This window comes from Bacillus sp. EB V-12 (genome assembly GCF_056158125.1).
Genome location: NZ_JBUXJL010000004.1, coordinates 330,700 through 351,713, shown reverse-complemented (window position 1 = coordinate 351,713; position 21,014 = coordinate 330,700). Strand labels below are relative to the sequence as shown.

The 21,014-nt window shown below is 33.8% G+C and carries 19 protein-coding genes and 1 pseudogene; 19 read left to right on the top strand and 1 reads right to left on the bottom strand.

Annotated features, from left to right (window positions below):
• Positions 1-23: 23 nt before the first annotated feature.
• The 18 genes and pseudogenes from ACZDYH_RS17085 to colA all read left to right on the top strand — a co-directional run bounded on the left by ACZDYH_RS17085 (position 24) and on the right by colA (position 17,840).
• Entirely contained in the window at positions 24-317 is a 294-nt protein-coding gene (locus ACZDYH_RS17085) for a putative quinol monooxygenase (RefSeq protein ID WP_000583804.1), read from the top strand.
• A gap of 212 nt (positions 318-529) precedes the next feature.
• On the top strand, positions 530-805 hold the full coding sequence (locus tag ACZDYH_RS17080; protein WP_000503641.1) for a TIGR04197 family type VII secretion effector: 276 nt from the start codon (positions 530-532) through the stop codon (positions 803-805).
• A 40-nt stretch (positions 806-845) separates the two neighbouring features.
• A complete protein-coding gene (locus ACZDYH_RS17075) occupies positions 846-1,208 on the top strand; it encodes a DUF3958 family protein (RefSeq protein WP_000076595.1) in 363 nt (120 codons plus the stop codon).
• Complete coding sequence (locus tag ACZDYH_RS17070) at positions 1,205-2,857, top strand: LXG domain-containing protein (RefSeq protein WP_000056119.1); 1,653 nt, start codon at positions 1,205-1,207, stop codon at positions 2,855-2,857. Before ACZDYH_RS17075 ends, ACZDYH_RS17070 begins: the two co-directional genes overlap by 4 nt.
• A 17-nt stretch (positions 2,858-2,874) precedes the next feature.
• A complete protein-coding gene (locus ACZDYH_RS17065) occupies positions 2,875-3,324 on the top strand; it encodes a hypothetical protein (protein WP_000585090.1) in 450 nt (149 codons plus the stop codon).
• Between the two features lie 255 nt (positions 3,325-3,579).
• A pseudogene (locus ACZDYH_RS17060) lies at positions 3,580-3,957 on the top strand (WXG100 family type VII secretion target); the annotation flags it as partial.
• Positions 3,958-4,107: 150 nt separating this feature from the next.
• The gene (locus ACZDYH_RS17055; protein ID WP_000679168.1) at positions 4,108-4,245 is read left to right on the top strand and encodes a hypothetical protein; all 138 of its coding nucleotides are present in this window, start codon (positions 4,108-4,110) and stop codon (positions 4,243-4,245) included.
• Positions 4,246-4,257: 12 nt separating this feature from the next.
• A complete protein-coding gene (locus ACZDYH_RS17050) occupies positions 4,258-4,785 on the top strand; it encodes a hypothetical protein (RefSeq protein ID WP_001278748.1) in 528 nt (175 codons plus the stop codon).
• Positions 4,786-5,283: 498 nt separating this feature from the next.
• Positions 5,284-5,490, top strand: a complete 207-nt coding sequence (locus tag ACZDYH_RS17045) for a hypothetical protein (protein ID WP_290101109.1) — start codon at positions 5,284-5,286, stop codon at positions 5,488-5,490.
• 28 nt (positions 5,491-5,518) lie between these two features.
• Positions 5,519-6,766 (top strand): PoNi-like cognate immunity protein, encoded by a 1,248-nt coding sequence (locus tag ACZDYH_RS17040; protein WP_434712225.1) that lies wholly within the window; start codon positions 5,519-5,521, stop codon positions 6,764-6,766.
• 301 nt (positions 6,767-7,067) lie between these two features.
• The gene (locus tag ACZDYH_RS17035) at positions 7,068-8,000 is read left to right on the top strand and encodes an AAA family ATPase (RefSeq protein WP_088363736.1); all 933 of its coding nucleotides are present in this window, start codon (positions 7,068-7,070) and stop codon (positions 7,998-8,000) included.
• The gene (locus tag ACZDYH_RS17030; protein WP_001075939.1) at positions 7,997-9,106 is read left to right on the top strand and encodes a DUF58 domain-containing protein; all 1,110 of its coding nucleotides are present in this window, start codon (positions 7,997-7,999) and stop codon (positions 9,104-9,106) included. The genes ACZDYH_RS17035 and ACZDYH_RS17030 overlap by 4 nt, the downstream gene beginning before the upstream one ends.
• Positions 9,107-9,121: 15 nt before the next feature.
• Entirely contained in the window at positions 9,122-9,862 is a 741-nt protein-coding gene (locus tag ACZDYH_RS17025; RefSeq protein WP_000247503.1) for a hypothetical protein, read from the top strand.
• 184 nt (positions 9,863-10,046) lie between these two features.
• Positions 10,047-10,553 carry a DUF3902 family protein gene (locus tag ACZDYH_RS17020; protein ID WP_000843831.1) on the top strand — a complete coding sequence of 169 codons (507 nt, stop codon included), beginning with the start codon at positions 10,047-10,049 and terminating at the stop codon, positions 10,551-10,553.
• Positions 10,554-10,811: 258 nt separating this feature from the next.
• A complete protein-coding gene (locus tag ACZDYH_RS17015) occupies positions 10,812-11,978 on the top strand; it encodes a serine hydrolase domain-containing protein (RefSeq protein ID WP_000710628.1) in 1,167 nt (388 codons plus the stop codon).
• A 356-nt stretch (positions 11,979-12,334) separates the two neighbouring features.
• Entirely contained in the window at positions 12,335-14,089 is a 1,755-nt protein-coding gene (locus tag ACZDYH_RS17010) for an adenine deaminase (protein WP_006917936.1), read from the top strand.
• Positions 14,090-14,202: 113 nt separating this feature from the next.
• A complete protein-coding gene (locus ACZDYH_RS17005) occupies positions 14,203-14,715 on the top strand; it encodes a hypothetical protein (protein ID WP_000719373.1) in 513 nt (170 codons plus the stop codon).
• Between the two features lie 488 nt (positions 14,716-15,203).
• Entirely contained in the window at positions 15,204-17,840 is a 2,637-nt protein-coding gene (gene colA, locus ACZDYH_RS17000) for a collagenase ColA (protein ID WP_166695442.1), read from the top strand.
• 218 nt (positions 17,841-18,058) lie between these two features.
• On the opposite strand, the gene ACZDYH_RS16995 is transcribed toward colA, so the two are convergent.
• The gene (locus ACZDYH_RS16995) at positions 18,059-19,438 is read right to left on the bottom strand and encodes a catalase (RefSeq protein ID WP_001003612.1); all 1,380 of its coding nucleotides are present in this window, start codon (positions 19,436-19,438) and stop codon (positions 18,059-18,061) included.
• A 301-nt stretch (positions 19,439-19,739) separates the two neighbouring features.
• Here ACZDYH_RS16995 and ACZDYH_RS16990 point away from each other — a divergent pair, with 301 nt between their 5' ends.
• Positions 19,740-20,957 carry an aspartate aminotransferase family protein gene (locus ACZDYH_RS16990; RefSeq protein ID WP_166695441.1) on the top strand — a complete coding sequence of 406 codons (1,218 nt, stop codon included), beginning with the start codon at positions 19,740-19,742 and terminating at the stop codon, positions 20,955-20,957.
• Positions 20,958-21,014 lie beyond the last annotated feature (57 nt).

Genomic DNA, 21,014 nt, shown 5'->3' with positions numbered 1-21,014 from the left:
TGGAATATGAAAGGGGAAACACCATGATTATTATTCACGCAATATTTCAAGTAGATCCAGCGAAACAACAAGCATTTTTAGAAGAAATTCAGCCACTCATTCATGGTTCAAGAGAAGAAAGTGGAAATGTATCTTATGACTTATATAAAGATACAGAAAAAGAAAGTGTTTATACGATGGTAGAAGTATGGAAAGATGAAGCAGCAGTTGCGAGCCATAATACGAGTGAACACTTCACATCTTTCGTTAGTAAAGCAGCACAATTTTTAACTGCTCCTCTTGATATAAAAGCTTATAATGGAGAGTTAGTAAAATAATAAGGTAGAAAAAGATGACTTTAGCATATGGCTGAAGTCATCTTTTTTGTATAAGTAGAATCCATTTTGGACTCAGTTATGTTGATTGATAAGTGTTGCTCGTATCCTCAGTAACTGTGGTGAATTGTATGTTAAATTCGAACATTTGGTTTATTGGGATATTTTTCCGTGTTATAATTTTCTTGTAAATAAAAGGTAGAGGGGAGTAAGTAATGGGAGAATTTCAAAGTAATTTGCATACGGCAACGCAACTTGCAACGAAAATGAGAAATGCTTCAGATAGAATGCAAAGTGCTACTAGTCGCTCTATAAATAAGGCAACGCGTACGACACTATCTGTGAACTTCCAAGCACAAGAGGCAAATCAACAAAATTTACAGATCACGAAACAATTTTGTACTGCTTTTCAACAAACAATTGATAATATCCATTCCGTAGCAAATGAATTTGAGAAAATGGATACAGGACTTCAAAAGACTTTTCAATAATGTAACAACCTACGTAAAGGGGAAAAGGTAGGGAGAAAAGATGAGTCAAGAAATTGAAACGAGAATCAGTCAATGTAATCAAAAATTACGAATTATATTTGAAGAACAAAATGAAAACCGAATTGCGCTGCAAAATCAAGAACGAGCTGAGGTTAGTTTTCATGAATGGAAAAATAGAAGTAATCGTTTATTTAACCGAATACTAGAAACTTGGCACGGCGACAAAGAAGTGTTTCACCTTTTTACGAATATGCGGCAAGAAATCGGACAGTATGAAAGAAAACTTACATTCGAATTAGAAAATGAAAAAGAGACGTTGCTTAAAGAAAAACGGCATCTCAGTGAGAAAGAAAACGATCTTTCCTATGAACAGCAGCAACTACAAAGGGAGGCAAATACATGAGTTTAAACATGTATTTGGGAGAAGTACAAAGTCAAACTCAAAGTATGAACGCTATATGTAATGCTACGATTCAAAGTATGGAACAAGCCATTCAATCTATTGATGCCTTTGCGATAGACACAGTATTACAAGGACGAACATACAGTAGTGCAAAAGCCTACCTTGTCCAAACATTTCGGCCATTAGCGCAAGGAATCATATGCTTATGTGAAGAATTAATTCGCCAAAACGAAGCATTTCCAAATGAGTTCCAAGCGAAAGTTGCTTCGACAGATGTGATTGAAGAAGAAATAAGAGAACAAATAAGGGGAATTAATCAATCGATTACAAGTATAGAAGCAATAGAAGTACTTACACCAATGCCCGGAGTAGGTGCAATTGTAACGGTATTAGGTGCAATGAGAAAAAAACTGGAAGAAAAACTAGAGCATTTATATGAATTCAATCATTCATCCAGCAACAACTACAGCACCGCTCTCCAATTAGCAGCTAGCATCACAGCCGGACTCGCTGAAGTGCAAAGTGGGAAAGGATTTAGTCCTGTGAGTGGTACGTTTCATAGTGAAAAGTTAAATATGGAATGGGCAAAGCAAATTCAAATAATTATAGAAGAGAAAATACGGAAATCTGACAATGGTATTGGAAAAAGTGTAGATTTAGAGCACAATGTGTATAACGACATTGAAGGAATAAGCAGCGAAAATCAATCTATCAATAATAGATTTACAAAAGAAGAGATACAAGCGACACAAAAATACCTCGAAGGAATTAAAAATGGTACAATAAAAGGGAATATAGGTGAGGATTTCCAAGTTGAAACCGATGATTATGAAATGGAGCATAACATTTTTGGCCATCCAGTCGGTGGTAGAAGGCCAGTACTCGATCCTTTTTTAATCGGTGTGGCGAAGTTTGGATTCGATTTTCTCTTTGGTGATCTTTTCACACTCTTTGACCCAGAAGCTACCTATGGTGAAAAACTCCTAGCAGTTGGGATGATGACTCCATATGGGAAAGGTGTAAAAATAGTTGATAAACTTCATGATTTAAAAAAGGTTGGAGATGTGAAGAAAGCAACGTCTGGGAGTGCGGGGGTTGCTAAAGGTACGGGTAAAACTGGTGTTGGTAAAACGGGTGAGGGAATACCTTTAGAAAAAGTAAAGCCCGATGTACTTAAACAGATACATGCTGATGATAATGGAGCATATGGATATTTACCAAAAGAGGGTACTGCATATAATAAACCAGAATATGACTTTACAAATGTTGAATGGACAAAAGAAATGCAAAATGTAAGAAAAGATTATCTTGAAGCATCTAAACAATTAGAAAATGATATCGAAAAAATGATATCTGAAGGATTTTCTAAAGAAAAAATAGCTGAACATGTTGTAGAAGCACGTAATCGGCAAAAAAATGCAGCGAGGGAAAATATGACTGCTGAGGAGAGAGCCGGTTTAGAGGAAAGAAATATAAAAAAATATGGTAATCCAATAGGACCGACAGCTGAGAGTATGTTTAATAAGATAAGAGATTCGTACATTGATAAAGGAATTTATGAATCAGATGAACAAGTATGGAAAATTATAATTCAAAAATCAATGCAAAAAGATGATGTAATAAACACACTATTAGGATTAGAGCATTAGGAGGGACAGGATAACTTATGATAATAATGAATAATTACTCTAAGACAGGAACGTATATTATATTAGAACCTAGCGGATATTCAGTAGTTGAAAAAAATAAAGTAAAGTTGGTTAGACAAGGCGTCGGAGGATTTAGTGAAGATGGACAGGTAGTTGGTATTTATGTTAAAGATAACAAACTATTTTTTTTCTATAATGGAAAATCATTTGAAACATCTATAGAAGATCTAATTTGTACAAATAGTTATGTTTCAAAATTGAAAAGATGTTTTAGTGTAACAATAGGAGGACAAAATATCTGTAATATAGTTTATGAGCCTTTTATTGATCCAGGAATGATTTATTATGATGCAGACCCTGAAGAGTTTGATGTATTGTTATACTTAAGTGAATTATTGAAGAATGAGGATTCTATTAAGAGATTTATGAATGGGATGGAAATGATTAAAAAGCAGAATAAAGGTTAGTGTTTTAGGGAAAGAAATAAGTGTTTGAAATTACGTACTTCATGATGGTTGGCCCATCATTGGGTACTGTGTCCAATGATAGAATAGAAAAAAAGTACGAGTTTAGGTAAGATGACATTTTACAACATATGATCTTAAAGCACTTGATTGTCTATGGAAGGCAATAAGTGCTTTTTTCATCTCAGTATAGAAATAAGATATAATAAATAAAAAATTAATATTTTGTTAGATTGAGAAAATAAAAAGATCTACTAAAAAGCAGCTGTCGATGGCATAAAAACAGCCAGTCACAAAGTAAAAGAGGGAGTAAACTTTGTAGCCTCCACAGCAAAAGGATTTGCCGACAAAATCGGAAGTCTATGGAACAAAGGTGCTACAACCGTAAAAACAACCTTTTTGCAGGGGAATGAAAAAATCCAGCACGCAATAAAAACATTACTGGAGTACAAATGGATTCTAGGTGAGGGAAACGGCTTCGTCATAGCTGAAGTAGGAAATGTCACAGAGGGAGGGTAGCATTCTCCGAAAGAGGATTATCAGTATACGACAAGTAGGAGTGTTAAGAGTACAGGTGTTGATGGTCAGGGAGCCAGTGTAGCAGGGAACATTGGAAAAAATGATAAACTAGCAAGTCAAGGGCATGTTGATGCTGGCGTTTCAGGTGCTCCAAAAGTTGATGCAGGAAAACAGGGTAAACATGTTCCTGGTCATGGGAATAATGTCTCAACCAAATCGCAGTGGGGAGCAGGGAAAAATGGAGTAGTAGAGACACAAGAAGCATGGGTGAAAGGAACACCAGTAAAGCCAGACGGAAGTGTTAGAGTGCATGATTTTGGAAAGTCAATAGGTCCAAATGGAGAAACGAGGGTAAAGGTTCATATGGATGGTAAAGGAAATATACATGGGTATCCTGTACAATAAAGGAGAATAATTATGAGTGATGAGATACTAAAAGTTGTTAATAAATTATATAAACAAGGTGATTTCCAATATGTTTTGGGGAAATTTGTTGATAAACATTTTTGGGATGGAGAAATTAATAAAATATCAAATATAAACGTTGATAATATTACTGATTTTAGTTATTCAACATGTTTTTCTTACATTCTTCTACCACTAGATGTGAAATTTCGTTTTGGTAGTGTAGAATTCAGTGAGTATGTTCGGAAGCAATCAGAAATTAATTGTGTAATGCTAATGATTTCGGCAATCGCGCCATATGCAGTGGTTAAATATTTAAGATATAGATACACTAATGGTACAATCGAGCTAGTTGAAGAGTCCTCGCCATACAATGATGAATCTAAGAAAATAGGAAGTAGTATTTTAAAATTATTAGATAGTAACGGAATAAAGAATCTTGATAAAGAAACGTTAAGTATTGAAGTGGAGGATGTTTCGTTAGAGTTAAAGGAAACAGGTGTTACTATATATAATTGTTTATTTGAAGATGAGTATTAAAAAGAAGCATTAATGATTGTCCAGAAACCAAAGAAGGGATACAAATAATAGAGGTAGATTAGTAGTTGTTAAGAAGTGAGTACAGTTCGAAAATGTAGTCTCATTAAAAAGAGTGACCCTCTTTAGAAAACTTTTATGAGTGTACTCCATAGGGTAAATGTCCGAATATTTGTTAAAAAGCGTTACGAAAATTACAATTTATGTAATAGGAAGATGAAAGTTAAAAATTTCTAGGGATAAACCAGTTTCAACACTAGGGCAAGTTAATGGTGGATGTAGCTTCAGATATTAAAAAGATGAAATTAAAGTATACTGTGAAGAACAAGGATTGTACTCGATGTATATTTTTAGAGATAAAGAAATTAATTGCGCAAAAATGAATGAAGAAGCATCAGAAATAGACAGGGTGGGCTTGCGAGAAATGTGGGCTCACCTTTCGTCTGTTCAAATTGATTATGTGGTGGTGCTAAACTAAGTAAAACTAAAGATGGACGACAAATGTCAAATGATTGGTTGAATGGTGCGAAGACGCGAAAAAGTAGGGTATTGAAGGCTGTTGATGGAGATGAAGTATTAGCAGAAGAGATTAAGGATGCATTGGAAAACGGTGCAGTAGAAAGAGTACTATCAAAAGTCGATAGTAGTGGGAATGTGAAAACATTTAGAATAGATACAAAGGGAGACATAATTGGAGAATGGCCATAATTTTAAAAACTAGGGGGAATTGAATGATATGAGAGATCATTTATGTATAGAAGAAAAATGTAAAAAAGGAATAGAATATCATAAAAAGTTTATTGAAAAAAATAGAGTTAAAATTAAAAGTTTAAAAGAAGATAAAAAAAATGGTATTCAAAGGCATCCTAATGACAATAATAGTATTATAGAAGGAACCTATCTATCAAATTTTAATTATGCGTTGGATGATATTATTGCGAAATACTCTTTAGGAGAAAATATCCATACAATGGAAGCAGATTTTGAGAATGCCCTCATTGATTTGGGGCATATAGGGGAAAGAGAAGTTGGATATTTAAATCTAATTTGGATGATATCTCTAGGGATTTTATTAGAGACGGAGAAAAAGAATCTTGTAAGTTTAGCTAAACTAGTTGAGAAGGAAAATATGAACGACGCAGTAATCGATTTCCTCTTATGCGCTAGTGATATCGGATACACAAAAGTGACGAATAGATATTATAAAGAAAATCCATATGCAAAAACAAGAGAGATTATAGAATTTGCACAAACAGATAAAAAAGAAGCATCTAAAAGATTACAAACGTACATGGAGAAAGAATGGTTTAAAGGTCATTATGATTATGAGTGGAAAAATGCGCATAAAGAACCTGGATATGTAGGATATTGGAGCTTTGAAACGGCAGCGCTTGCGAAAATTTTGGAACTGGATGATATAAGTTTAAAAGATAATAATCATTATCCATATGATTTGGCACATTATAAAAATGAAATGAAATTTAAGCATATAGACCTAAGTGAATATCACTATGAAGATGAGACGGAAGAAATAGAGGATATAGTAGAAGGAATTGAACATAATCCTGCATTGGAAAATATTATTCCGCCAAAATGGCATTCATTAGTCAATGAATTAATACATGATTATGAGAATATGGATGATAGTAGTTTTTATGAGAAATACAAAAAAACGATAGGAATAGGTCAAGTGTGGTTCTTACCACAAGAGTATGAAGAAGAAAATGAGCAAAAAAATCTATTAGGAAGTTTAATTGTGTTTGCCCTGACGATAAGAGATTATATATTACAATTGGACTATAAAGAAGATTTAGAGGACTACATCGATAATCTTAAAAATTTCTGGAATGTTTCAGAAACAAAGTTAGTTCAATTTATGTTAGAAAATGATCAAAATTATTATGCATGGGTACCAAAAGAAGCAAACATCCCAAATATGTATGAAGTGAAGATAGAGAGTGTCGATGTAGAGGAAGTTCTATAACGAACAAATCGAAATGGTTTTTATTATATGTAATAGTAGAATGCATTTTACTAGTTAATTGAAAACAATGCATGCGTGGCAGAAAAAAGGATGTATTGTTACTAAAAATTAGAGGGAAAGAAGGCTGTTGGATTGAGTTAAGCACCTCATTGTCAATATACGACAATAGGTGCTTTTTTGCGTGCAATGAAGAAAAAATAAAAGATTCATTTTCACTCTATTTCATCTTCGAATTACATGTTATAATTTGGAAAAAAGTATATTCTTAATTTTTAGATAATTAAAAGGTGGTAGATACTATATGAGTACATTAAAGAAAATTACTAATAATATTTCGAAGGTTATTATAGGAAAAGACGAATCGATAGAACTAGCAGCCATTGCTCTAATAGCAAGAGGACACATTTTATTAGAGGATGTACCTGGGACAGGAAAAACAACATTAGCGAAAAGTTTGGCTAAAAGTGTGGACGCCAAATTTCAAAGAATACAATTTACAGCGGATACTTTGCCTGGAGATGTTATTGGCCTTGAATACTTTGATGTGAAGGAATCGGATTTTAAAACAAGGTTAGGACCCATTTTTGCAAATATCGTATTAGTGGATGAAATTAATCGAGCTGTACCGAGAACACAATCTTCGTTACTTGAGGTTATGGAAGAGCGTACGGTTACAATTGCGAAACAGACACATTCATTACCAGAACCTTTTTTAGTTATAGCAACGCAAAATCCACTCGAATCAGCGGGCACATTTCCGTTACCAGATGCTCAATTAGACCGATTTTTACTTACGATTCGCCAAGGTTATCCTACGAGAGAAGCTGAAAAGGAAATGATGAATCGGTTTCAAATGAATGATCCGTTAGAAACATTACACTCTATTATTTCAAGTGAAGAAATTATTACGATGCAAAAGCATGCAAGAGAAGTGTTAGTAGGGAATGATGTGCAAGATTATCTTCTTGAAATTATTGAAGCAACTCGTAACCATGAGTTAATTGAAATTGGTGTAAGCCCTCGGGGAACGTTGGCATTTATGAGAGCGATTCAAGCACGGGCAATATTAAATGAAAGAGATTACTGTACGCCAGATGATATTAAGACGCTCACTGCATCAGTTTGTGCTCATCGTTTAACGTTAACGATTGAGGGAGAGATGAAAACGACGAAAGAACAAATTATGAAAGAAATTCTTCATACGATTAGTGTGCCAGTGGAGAATGTACGATGAATCAACAGCTTGTGTATACACCTTTAGCGGAGCCTTTCGTAATGGGGGTTATGTCAGTTGTAGCCGTTATTTTAAGTGTATTTTCAAGTAATCTACTGTTTTTATCTCTCGTATTTTTATATGTAATTTTAATAGGTGCTATGCATGTATATATACGTAAAGTATCTCGTGTTGAATGGGAATACAGTCAAGGGAATTCGAATGTTTTTATAGGTGAAACGAATATGTGCAAAATGAAAATTTCAAACAAGTCGATATTTCCTATTCTTAATATCGTATTTCGATTTAAATGTGAAAATAAGCTAACTTGGAATCATGATGAAATAAACAAAAATCATAGTACAGGTTCAAATTATTATATGAATTTTAATTTAAAAGGAAGGGAGTCAGTTTCATTTGATTTGCAAGCTGTAGCGTTAAAAAGAGGCATCGCGAAATGGGAAGAAGTTGAAATTGTTATTACTGATCTCTTTGGATTTATAACGAACCATATAACATATAAACAAGTTGATACGCCCTCTTATTTAGTCTTACCAGCTGTTCCGAAAATACAAGTTCCTGAATTACAAGAATGGTCACGAGGATTTCGAAAAGCGATGTCTTCACCCTTATATGATGAAACGAAAGTAATGGGAGTAAAGTCTTATGAAAATGAAGATTTTCGTTCCATCCACTGGAGTGCAACAGCGAAAACAGGGACGATAATTGCGAAAAAGTATGAGCGAACACAATGTGATAAATACGCGATTTATCTCAACTTGCAAAATAAAAGTGGTGTTTCTTTGCGAAATGATATAGAGGAACTAATTGAATTAACAGCAGGTATATGCAAACAACTTCTTATGCAAAACTGTTCGTTTGAAGTATGGATCAATAGTGTAAAAGATAACGGTTTGCTACATATAAAAAATGGGGATAATCGGAAACATTTGCAAAATGTATTAAAGGTACTTGCCTCGATATCAGACCAAGATACGCCTATATCTTCTTCTTACTTTTACACAGCAGGCTTTCGTCGAAAGGAACTGGATGCGGTTCCTTTAATTATTGGTACTTCACCAAAGAAATACAGTAGAACGAATAAATGGATTGTAATGAAAGAATAAGAAGGGGCTTATGTCATGGTGAATAAAAAGCGGCATATGAAAGTGAAGTTATGGAGTGTAAGAACTTTAATCATACTTTTCTTTGCGATTAGTGCGATAACGTTATCACAAGGTGTTGTGTATGTACAAGACATAGTAAAAGAGCGTTTTTTCAGTAAGACTAAGACAATATCGGAAAGAAATTATGACTTTACTAGTATAGGTGAAAATTTTGATGATTCCAAAATAGATGAAGATGAATATGAAGAAGTAGAAGATACAGGTATAAGAACGAAAACGGGTAAAAAATTTCAACCTTTCGAAAGAGAAGGTCTATGGAATGACGTGCTTTCTGTTCTTTCAAATGTATGGATTACTATAGTTTTTTATGTGATAATCGCAATATCAATTATATATGCCATCTACAAGTATATTAGGAAAAAATTGACGAAAACAGAAATAGTACAGGAGAAAGAATCGATCACAAAGCAAACTGCGGTAAGAAGCATAAAGAATGAAAAAGTCATTCATCAGTTAGAACAGCCGTTACCGACAGATAAGATAAGAAAAACGTTAGTTGAATGGGAAAGAACATTACCATTTCATGAACAGAGAAGGTCCTATGAAACGATGCAACAATGGTTAAAAAGAATTTGTAGAACAAGGGATATTATCTCGTTATATGAGTCTGTTCGTTATGGGGAAAAGACGTATACGGATTTAGATGTGAAAGAAATAATGAAGTGGGTAGAGGGAGATGGGAAGGTGGATACATAAATATCCACCTTTTCTTTTTTTATACGGAAATTTGATTAACATGAATTATTTTCTTATATGAAACCGTATTTAAATAGGTAAACAAAATTAAAATTATTTACTTATACTTCATTACATGTTAACCTATACTTAATTTTTATAAACTATAATTAATTTTTAAGTTTTTTAAGGGTGTGAAAATGTAATGAAATCGGTATTAAAAAGCATACTTATTTCCTTTGTTTTTTCTGCAGTAGGTATGTGTTGGTTACTGTACGTATTATTCAAAGGGGACGGAGACTGGTTATTGTCTTGGATAGGTGTATTAATGGCATATTTATCTTTATATACTTTAATAGATTTATATTGTAAAAATACATACGATAAAAAAATAAATAAATGGCTTATAAAAACAGCGGTGACTAGTTTTAGTTTTTCTGTATTAGGAATCTCATTTTGTATCATACATGAGCTATTAACACCATGGAGTCTTAGTTTAATGGTGTGGTATTGGTTGCTAATGTTAGTATTATTTTTAACAACTATAATATCATTAATCAGTTTAGCATTTGTTAATCGTAAAAATCACAATTTCACCGGTGGATATAGAATGCTCATACTTCTAAATGTATTTCTTACACTAGGACCAGTATTATGGCCGCTATTACTTTCTATTATTGGAAATGGTATGAATGCTAGTGCGGGCTGGTAAAAAGGAATATAAATTAGTTGTGTAAAGAATAGGATGAAAAGTTGATATAGAATTTTAAATGTTTAAGAGAACATGTTTACATAAAAAATGAAAACATGTTCTCTTTTTATTTGCATGCATAACTCTTCCTCAGTTTACCCTATTTAAATTTAAACGTAAGTATTTCGTAAGGAATGGATAAGAAAAAAGAGAGATTTATCATATAGGATGAAAGTATAGCCTGAATCAATCCGATATTAATGGAGGAGAGAAAGCCTTATGAAAAAATGTAATTCAATTAAGTTAGCAAGTTTTGCAGTTTTATTAGCGGGTACTGCTCTATTCACACCTGGTTTTACTGTGACTGCAGAGTCAACCCAAAATATTTCTAGTTCGTCACAAGTACATGATCAAAAGAATCGTAATGGCTGGAAACAAGTAATGCAGGAAACAGTACAGCTTGGTGCTGTAGGAATATTAGCTAAGGCGTCTAATAACGGAAAAACTAATAGTTTTACTGCAGGCGTGGCGGACTTAAGTACAAAGAAACCGGTGAATTCGGATTATCGCTTTCGGATTGGTAGTGTGACGAAGACGTTTACTGCCACGACTATTCTTCAATTAGTAGGAGAAAATCGCTTACAACTTGACGATCCAATTGAAAAGTGGCTACCGGGTCTCGTGCAAGGAAATGGGTATGATGGTAATCAAATTACGATACGACAACTTTTGAATCATACGAGTGGTATCGCTGAATACTTAAAGTCAAAAGACGCGGACATAATGAATTCGAAAAAAACGTATACAGCAGAAGAAATAGTGAAAATAGGCCTTTCGCTGCCTCCAGATTTCTCGCCGGGTAAAGACTGGTTGTATTCAAACACAGGATACGTAATACTAGGAATGCTTATTGAAAAAATAACTGGAAATAGTTATGCGGAAGAAATCGAAAAGCGAATTATTGAACCTTTAGACCTATCAAATACGTTTTTACCAGGAAATTCACCCGTCATCCCAGGAAAGAATCATGCTCGTGGATATGTGAAAATGGAAGGAACAGGCGAGTTGAAAGACATTACGTATTATAATCCGAGTTTAGCTAATGCAGCTGGAGATATGATTTCTAATGCGGATGATTTAAATAAGTTCTTTTCATCTTTACTCGGTGGTAAGTTACTGAAGGAACGCGAGCTAAAAGAAATGCTTACTACAGTTCCTATAGAAGGAAAAGGGGTTGGTGACGCATACGGTCTTGGAATCTATGAGACTAAACTTCCAAACGGTGTTTCAGTTTGGGGGCATGGAGGAGGAATTCCTGGATTTACAACTTTTGCTGGGGGAGTAATTGGAGGCAAACATACATTGGCTATCAGTCTCAACTCTATAGGTGGGGTCGATATTGTTCCGCAGTTTAATAAAATGATGCAAATTGAATTTAATAAATAGATGAAAAGAAAGTGAATGGAATTTTGTTATAGTTATATTTAAAAGAGGTGCTTTTTTAAGTTCGCAACTATGGACAGTAGTTGCATTTATGATATGACATCAAGTGTATTCCAAAGTGAAAGTCAATCTTAATGCTTACGACAAAATAAAAAAGGATGTCAGTTACATGACATTCTTTTTATTATGGATAAAAGAGGTATGCATATAGTTCTGAAAATTGTTATTTTTTAAATTTTTACATATAATGAAGGATATAGGGGCACCAATAGGGGAGTTATGAATGGAAAATACTTTAGTTAGTTAAATATTACTCGTTTTAATCAAAATAATTATGAGTTGATTTGGAGTTGAATACAATGGGGAAAAATCATTATAAATGGAGTAATAAACAATTACGAGAACATGTTGAAGTACTAGATGGTAAGAGAAGCACACACATATTATTAAAGAATGCAACATATTTAAATTCTTATATGCGCGAGTGGATGACAGCGAACATTTGGATATATAATGATCGAATTGTATACGTAGGGGAGCAGCTGCCAGAGCAATTAACGGAGTGTGAAGTTGTTGATTGCGAAGGAAAGTATGTCGTACCCGGTTACATAGAACCACATGCACATCCGTATCAGTTGTATAACCCAGAGACGCTAGCGAATCATGCGATGCAGTTTGGGACAACAACTTTTATTAATGATAATTTAACTTTATTTTTCACATTAAAGCGTGAAGAAGCATTTCGTTTATTAGATGAATTCAATAAGATTCCAGCAAGTATGTATTGGTGGTGCCGTTTTGACGGACAGACTGAATTGCAAAACGGGGAATCTTTGTTTAATAGTGAAGAAATAATAGAGTGGCTGCAGCATGAAGCGGTTCTTCAAGGTGGCGAGCTAACAGCATGGCCAAAACTATTACATGGCGATGATGAAATGTTAACTTGGGTGCAGGAAACGAAGCGATTGCAAAAGAAAGTAGAAGGACATTTTCCGGGTGCATCTGAAACGACTTTAGCGAAGTTAAAACTGTTAGGTACAGATTGTGATCATGAAGCGATGACAGGGCAGGAAGCTTTCACTCGTCTTATGCAAGGTTACACTGTTTCCTTAAGAAATTCTTCAATCCGCCCAGATTTAGAAGTTTTACTGAAAGAATTGTTGGAACTAGGCGTAAAGCAGTTTGATAGATTCTTTTTTACAACAGACGGCTCACATCCTTCGTTTTATGAGAATGGAATGACAAACGTTATGATTTCTACCGCGATAAAACAAGGAGTACCAGTAATAGATGCATACGATATGGCAAGTTATAATATTGCTCGCTATTATAATATGGAACATGTACATGGTTCGATTGCGACAGGTAGAATTGCTAATATCAATATTTTAGAAAGTAAAGAAAACCCAGTACCAATCAGTGTCCTTGCAAAGGGGAAATGGGTGAAGCGTGACGGTGTAAATACACATGAAGCATTACATATAGACTGGAGTAAACATAAAGTAACTCCATTATCATTAGATTGGTCCATAGAAAAAGAGGATATGATTTTCTCTAATAAAACGGGGATACACTTATTAAATAACGTTATTACAAAACCATACACTAGTGAAATCAATATAGACTGTGATGAATTGTCCACAGATCATGATGAATGTTTCTTTATGATGATTGCTCGTGATGGCAGTTGGCAAGTGAATATAGCTGTGAAAGGTTTTGCGAAAGAACTAGGTGGGCTTGCTAGCTCTTATTCTGGTACAGGTGACATCATTCTTATCGGAAAAAGAAAAGAAGATATGCTTACAGCTTTTCGTAGAGTAAAAGAGCTTGGCGGGGGAATGGTAATAGCTGAAAAGAATGAAGTATTACACGAAATAGCATTACCATTGCTCGGGATTATGTCTAATTTAAAAATGAGAGAATTAATACAGGAAGAGAAACAGATGGTGAAATTACTACAAGAGCGTGGCTACGCGCATGATGATCCAGCATTTACAATTTTATTCTTTTCTGCGACGCACTTGCCTTTTATACGAGTAACACCTATAGGATTATATGATGTGAAAAGTAGTAAGGTAGTTGCCCCGCCCGTGAATTTGATAAAGCAATATTAAAAGGAAAGATCCTATAAAAATTTTATTTTATAGGATCTTTCTTATTATTAGCATAAGAATATTGTAAGCCTCAAATGATATAGTATCTAAATCATTTGAGGTGATATGTAAATATGAAAAAAATATTTTACATTTTAAGCGTATTTATTCTGTGTGTATCGATACAACACGTTGTACATTCCCAATCAGATGCACCAGAATTATCTTCGGATTGTCTCGAAGAAAGAAAAGTTAGAGATGAAAAGCATGTGAAGAATATAATACAGGACATTAAATCCACATTTAATTTAAATATTGATGAACATAGTTTTTGGGAAGTAAGTAAAAGAGATCTGGAGGCTGCTCATTTGATGTATGGTGGAAAGGAAAATGATTCTTATTATAATTCGCTAACTAAAATTTATGATAGTGGTGGATTTAGCGAACAGCCCAGCTTATTTGTGAGGGCACAAGAAGCATTTTTACTTTATAAAGAAAAAGATAATATCAATGTAATGAAACGCCTAAAACTAGACGTTGAAAAAGGGGAATGGCTCGTTATAAAAACGAAAAAGAAGAAAGGGAAAAAAGTGAAATTTAAGCCGTTGCAATGTGAAAAAGATTATATGAAAAAGAGAAATGAATAACAAAATACTTATTCATGCTGTTTTTATTCAACGATATTTTGCTGTTGATTTGAAATAGAAAAAGGTAAACGAACATATTAGCTTTATGGAATATGTTTGTTTACCTTTTTTTGAGAGATTTAATAATTGGGGATTATTTACTGCCTAATGAATTTATAACATTCAATGAATTTGTTCTTCATAAACATTAGATTTTGTGTCAAATGATTTATACATTGCCGAAACACCTATGTATATTTTATTCTACAGTATTTATAAAAGAATGTTGGCTATTCATAAGAAATATGATTGGCACGGTTTTTGCTTGTATTACATGTAAGGAAGGGAGATTGTATGTAAGGAATCTGTACTCGTAATAGTATAAAACAAGCTACTATTGCATTATTAATCATAGTTGTATTTATAGGGGAACTGTAAATACATACAAATAAGTGGTTTTTTAGTTTTAAAATTCTGAATTTTCATTTAAATAACTAGGGGGCAATGGTATGGTTAAATATTCGAAAATTTCTAAGTGGATTCTTGGTGTTGGACTAGTGACAATAACATGTAATGGTTTGCAAATTCAAGCAGAGACAAAAGAGAAAAATGTGAAGAACGTATTACAAATGGAGCCGGTAGGAATACAGAAATCTGTTGATGAATTGGCGCACCCTTCAAAAGTACAAGAAAATGAATCTTTTACAAAACGGTTAAAATTAGCGGATTTATCGCAGCGTCCACTAGCACCAACCGATAATATTAAGCCGTTAGCTGAAGAAAAAAAGTATTCGATGGCTGAGTTAAATCAATTAAATAATAAACAATTAACTGATCTTCTTGTGACAATTAAATGGTATCAAATTCCAGAATTATTTCAGTTTAATAGTGATAGTCTTAAATTCTATCAAGATGATAGCCGAATGCAAGCGATTATTAATAAACTAGCAGAACAAGGACAAGCTTATACGCAAGATGATTCAAAAGGGATTGAAACATTAGTAGAAGCTCTACGTGCAGCGTTTTATTTAGGTTTTTACCATGATGAATTAAGCAAACTAAATGAGCGTAGCTACCATGATAAATGTTTACCAGCTTTAAAAACAATTGCAAAAAATCCAAATTTCAAACTTGGTACATCAGAACAAAATAAAGTAATTGCATCATATGGAAAATTAATTGGAAATGCATCAGCAGATGTTGAAACGGTTTTATATGCAGGTGAAATTTTTAAACAATATAACGATAATCTTGCAACTTTCATTGAAGACCGAACAAAAGGAGACGCTATATATGAGTTGATGAAGGGAATTGACTTTGATATTCAGACGGATATGTACACGACTGGAAAAGAGCCAAAAGATACGATGTGGTTTCGAAATATTGATAACTTTATTAATGAAATAAATCGTTTTGCACTACTTGGTACAGTAACAAATAAAAACGGATGGTTAATTAATAATGGAATTTACTATGCTGGCCGATTGGGCAAGCTTCATAGCACGCCCACAAAAGGACAACAAGTTGTTACAGATGCAATGCGAATTTATCCATATTTAGGAGAGCAATACTTTGTTGCGGCAGAACAAATTACTACAAATTATGGAGGAATAGATGCGAATGGAAAAACTGTAAATTTAGATCAAATTCGAGAAGAGGGTAAAAAGAAATATTTACCGAAAACGTATACGTTTGATGATGGTGCAATTGTCTTTAAAGCTGGGGATAAAGTTAGCGAAGAGAAAATTAAACGTCTATACTGGGCGGCAAAAGAGGTGCGTTCTCAATTTTATCGTACAGTTGGTAGCGATAAACCACTTGAAAGTGGACATGCTGATGATGTGTTAACGATGGTTATTTATAATAGCCCAGATGAGTATCAATTTAATCGTCAACTGTACGGATATGAAACGAATAATGGTGGGATTTATATTGAAGGGACAGGGACTTTCTTTACATATGAACGTACACCAGAGCAAAGTATTTATAGTCTGGAAGAATTGTTCCGCCATGAATTTACGCACTACTTACAGGGAAGGTACGAAGTTCAGGGATTATGGGGCCAAGGGGAAATGTATCAAAATGAACGTTTAACATGGTTTGAAGAAGGGAATGCAGAGTTCTTTGCAGGTGCAACGCGATTAGATAGTGTAGTACCGCGAAAAAGTATAATTGGCGGGTTATCTAATGATCCTGCAAAACGTTATACAGCATCACAAACATTAAATGCGAAATATGGAACGTGGGATTTTTATAATTATTCGTTTGCGCTGCAATCATATATGTATAATAAGCGCCCAGAAATGTTCGATAAAGTACATGATTTAATTCGCGCAAATGATGTTTCAAGTTACGATGCATACCGTGCTACATTAAGCAAAGATAATAAGTTAAATGAAGAATATCAATCTTATATGCAAATGCTTATTGATAATCGCGATAAGTATACGATTCCACAAGTATCAGATGAGTATTTAACTCAACATGATCCAAAATCGCTTTCGGACGTTACTTCAGATATTACGAATGAAGCGAAATTAAAAGATGTGAAAGTAACAAAGAATAAATCACAATTCTTTAATACATTTACACTACAGGGAACATATACAGGAAGTGTGGCTAAAGGAGAAGTTGAGGACTGGAAAGTGATGAATGAAGCAACAAATGATATGTTGAAACGTCTTTCAGGAAAAGAGTGGACTGGATATAAAACATTGACTGCTTATTTTGTAAATTACCGTGTAAATAATGCTGGGCAATTTGAATATGATGTTGTGTTTAGCGGAGTGAATACGGAAGAAGGTACGGCTGTAGAAAAAGAACCAAATAATTCATTTGAAACAGCAAACCCACTATCTTTGAATATTTTGTTAAGAGGAACCTTGAGCGATCAAGATCAGGGGGATAAATTTGTTATTGATGTAAAGGATCAAAAAGATTTACAAATTTCTGTTACGAACGAACAAAATCTTGGACTGAACTGGGTATTATATTCTGAATCAGATTTAAATAATTATGTAGCTTATGCAACAAAACGTGATGGAAACAAATTGCTTGGAAATTATAATGCAAAGCCTGGGAAATATTACTTAAGTGTATATAAGTATGGTGGTGGAACAGGGAATTATACGGTACAAGTAAAATAGTTTACTATAGTTTGTTTTGAAAGGCTACTTATCGCATTTTTTAGCGAAATAAAGTATGTAATGTTAAACATTAAACTAATTCAACATATCCCTGTTCTAATTATAGAACAGGGATATGTTGGCTTTATATTTTTAAATTAAAGAACCTTATTGGATTTTGACAAGAAAATAATTAATATAGATCTGAATTCTCATTCGTAAAGCATGTTTTAATCTTCTTAATGCTCTTTCATTTTTGTCTCAATGCTTGTTTTCAAATCAGTTGATACTTGATTGAAATACCCCAAAACGATCTCCCTAATATCATCGGATATAACTTTCAAATCACTAGCTAAGTTTTCAGCGAGATGTTCTTTTTCTATTGGCTGTAACTTCGTATAAAATTCACCAGCCTGCGTAAAGTCATCCTGTTTCATTATAGAAGTTCTTTCAAGTTTACCTTCAACGTACCTTCCTTCACCGGTTGTAATTTGATTAGCAGGTGTCCAATCTTGCTGCTGGTTAATCGTTAATTTGCGAAATTCTGGACCAATTCTTCTTCTTTGTGAATCACTGTAAATGTTAGCGCGTCCTTGCAGCATTTTATCATCTGATAGTTCTGCACCATCCAGTAAATTAGAAGGAGAGAATGCGACCTTTTCTACTTGTTCCATAAAATTTTCAGGATTTTTATTTAATACCATTTTCCCGACTGGTATGAGAGGATACGTCTGTTCATCCCATACTTTTGTGTCATCTAAAGGATCATAAGAAAGATGCACTTCATCTTTCGGATCCATGAGCTGGACGTATAAACCATACTCCACTGGTTTACCATTTTCAATAGCATCATATAAATCTTTCCCGCTATAATCAGGATTTTCGGCAGCTAGTTTAATTGCTTCTTTACTAGTAATGTACTGTACACCTTCAAACGGGTACCAATGATACTTTACATACTTTCGATTACCTTCCGCATTTCTCCATACATATGTATTAACACTATGTCCTGGAATGTGGCGAAGACTTTTGGCCGTACCATTATTAGAGTATAAACGGACAACAAAATGAATAGATTCAGGTGCTTTAGCGACAAAACTCCAAAATCTATTGGGGTCTATTAAGTTATTTTTAGGTGAAGGCAATAATGCTTGAATCGTTTCAGGGAAACGCATTGGATCACGGACAGAAAAAACAGGAATGTGATTACATAAAAGGTCAAAAATGCCTTCTTTTGAATAAAATTTTGTGGAAAAACCGCGTACATTTCTAGCAGTATCCGGTGTTCCTTTCGTACTAACAGCTAACGAAAATCGAACCATAACAGGAACTTTCTCATTAGAATTTTGTAAAAAACTTAATTTAGTATGTTCAGACATCGAATATATCGTTTGAAAATAACCGAACGCACCAAATCCTTTTACATGAACAGGTCTTTCTAAAATTTTTTCATGAATAAATTGTTGTAATGACTCATGCAGTACACTATCTTGCTCTAGTACGGGTCCACGTGAACCAACTGTTTGAGAGTGAAATTTAGCTGGTTCAGTAAGTTCTCGATGTTTATTAAAGTCTTCTTCTAATAATTCTTTCCTATGTTTATCATATTTTTCATTCATCGATATAGCCTCCAAATTTTTTCGTCGATTGTTACTAAATATGATTTTATAGTCTCGATTATGTATGACATACAAAGTTCAAAGCAGTAACATACCGCTAGATGAAAAAAACACATATGTAGTGGACCTGTTGAAATAGAAGAAATTATGGAAAAATGAATATCGGGAAGAGAAAGCACACGTTTTAATAAAAAATGTGGAAGAAAACCACTATTAAAATTTCAATCTTAAAACTTAATTTATAAACGATTATATAGAGAATAAACGTTAAAAAAGGAAAAATAACTAGGAGGAATTTAACATGTTGGATTGGTTTCAATTAGATAAAGAATATATGATATCTACATATTGTCGGACAGAGGTTGCAATGGAAAGAGGAGAAGGATGTAAACTATATGATGTAGATGGTAAAGAGTATTTAGATTTATTTTCTGGCGTAGGAGTAAATGTACTAGGATACAATCATCCTAAAATTGTACAAACGACAATGGAGCAAGTTGTGAAATCGTTGCATTTACCGTTTCATTTCTTAAACCCAGTTGCAATTGAGTATGCAAAGAAATTAGTAGAGTGTACTTTAAAAAGCGGAAAAGTCTTTTTTACAAACTCTGGTACGGAAGCGACAGAAACGACATTAAAATTAATTGATAAATATAGATCTATTGCGAATGAAGAGCGTGACGGAGTAGTTGTGTTAAAAGATAGTTTTCACGGGAGGACGTTAGGGGCACTACATTTTACGAGACAAGAAAAGGTATATCAAAATTTCCCTAAAACATCTATTCCTGTATACGAAGTAGAGCGTGAGAATATAGACCAATTAGAGGAGACCATTATTAAAGAAAAACCAATTGCGATTATGCTAGAGCCTGTTTTAGGAAGTGGGGGAATTTATCCTTTATCAAGTAAATATTTGCATGGTGTTCAAAATTTATGTGAAAAATATAATGTACTTCTTGTCGTTGATGAAGTTCAAAGTGGTATGGGTCGAACGGGAAAACTATTTGCTTATCAAAATTTTAATATCACACCGGACATTATTCAAATTGGTAAAGGAGCAGGAGGCGGGATACCGCTAGGAGGGATTATTGTAGGTGAAAAGTTATGTGATGTATTTTCACCAGGAGATCACGGGACAACGTTTGCTCATTCATCAATGGGAACAGCTTTAGGTTTAACGGTATTAAATACATTACTTGATGATGGGTTAATGCAAGAAGCTTATGAAACGTCACTATATTTGAATGACAAACTGCAAGACATTCAGAAAGAAAATTCTTATTATATACAGGAAGTGCGTCATGCTGGCATGATGTTTGGAATTAGTCTGAATGATACGAATGAAAATGTGAAGAAATTACAGGTTGAGCTAATGAATAAAGGAATGTTAGTCGATGTAACAAAAGGGAATATTATTCGATTACTTCCGCCGTATATTATTACGAAAGAGGAAATTGACGCATTTATGAATCAGTTTATTATTTGTTTAGATAAAGTTGCTGCTGTAGTAAGTGCTTAAAAATTAAAGCTATATTTTATATAAAGTGCACTCTAATTGTTGGGGATAGTTTACAAT

Coding starts and splice junctions, on each gene's coding strand:
- ACZDYH_RS17030 (WP_001075939.1), top strand. CDS start 7,997: ATGAATCAACAGCTTGTGTATACACCTTTAGCGGAGCCTTTCGTAATG.
- ACZDYH_RS17065 (WP_000585090.1), top strand. CDS start 2,875: ATGATAATAATGAATAATTACTCTAAGACAGGAACGTATATTATATTA.
- ACZDYH_RS17070 (WP_000056119.1), top strand. CDS start 1,205: ATGAGTTTAAACATGTATTTGGGAGAAGTACAAAGTCAAACTCAAAGT.
- ACZDYH_RS17045 (WP_290101109.1), top strand. CDS start 5,284: ATGTCAAATGATTGGTTGAATGGTGCGAAGACGCGAAAAAGTAGGGTA.
- ACZDYH_RS16990 (WP_166695441.1), top strand. CDS start 19,740: ATGTTGGATTGGTTTCAATTAGATAAAGAATATATGATATCTACATAT.
- ACZDYH_RS16995 (WP_001003612.1), bottom strand. CDS start 19,438: ATGAATGAAAAATATGATAAACATAGGAAAGAATTATTAGAAGAAGAC.
- ACZDYH_RS17050 (WP_001278748.1), top strand. CDS start 4,258: ATGAGTGATGAGATACTAAAAGTTGTTAATAAATTATATAAACAAGGT.
- ACZDYH_RS17005 (WP_000719373.1), top strand. CDS start 14,203: ATGAAAAAAATATTTTACATTTTAAGCGTATTTATTCTGTGTGTATCG.
- ACZDYH_RS17035 (WP_088363736.1), top strand. CDS start 7,068: ATGAGTACATTAAAGAAAATTACTAATAATATTTCGAAGGTTATTATA.
- ACZDYH_RS17015 (WP_000710628.1), top strand. CDS start 10,812: ATGAAAAAATGTAATTCAATTAAGTTAGCAAGTTTTGCAGTTTTATTA.
- ACZDYH_RS17085 (WP_000583804.1), top strand. CDS start 24: ATGATTATTATTCACGCAATATTTCAAGTAGATCCAGCGAAACAACAA.
- colA (WP_166695442.1), top strand. CDS start 15,204: ATGGTTAAATATTCGAAAATTTCTAAGTGGATTCTTGGTGTTGGACTA.
- ACZDYH_RS17010 (WP_006917936.1), top strand. CDS start 12,335: ATGGGGAAAAATCATTATAAATGGAGTAATAAACAATTACGAGAACAT.
- ACZDYH_RS17040 (WP_434712225.1), top strand. CDS start 5,519: ATGAGAGATCATTTATGTATAGAAGAAAAATGTAAAAAAGGAATAGAA.
- ACZDYH_RS17075 (WP_000076595.1), top strand. CDS start 846: ATGAGTCAAGAAATTGAAACGAGAATCAGTCAATGTAATCAAAAATTA.
- ACZDYH_RS17080 (WP_000503641.1), top strand. CDS start 530: ATGGGAGAATTTCAAAGTAATTTGCATACGGCAACGCAACTTGCAACG.
- ACZDYH_RS17020 (WP_000843831.1), top strand. CDS start 10,047: ATGAAATCGGTATTAAAAAGCATACTTATTTCCTTTGTTTTTTCTGCA.
- ACZDYH_RS17025 (WP_000247503.1), top strand. CDS start 9,122: ATGGTGAATAAAAAGCGGCATATGAAAGTGAAGTTATGGAGTGTAAGA.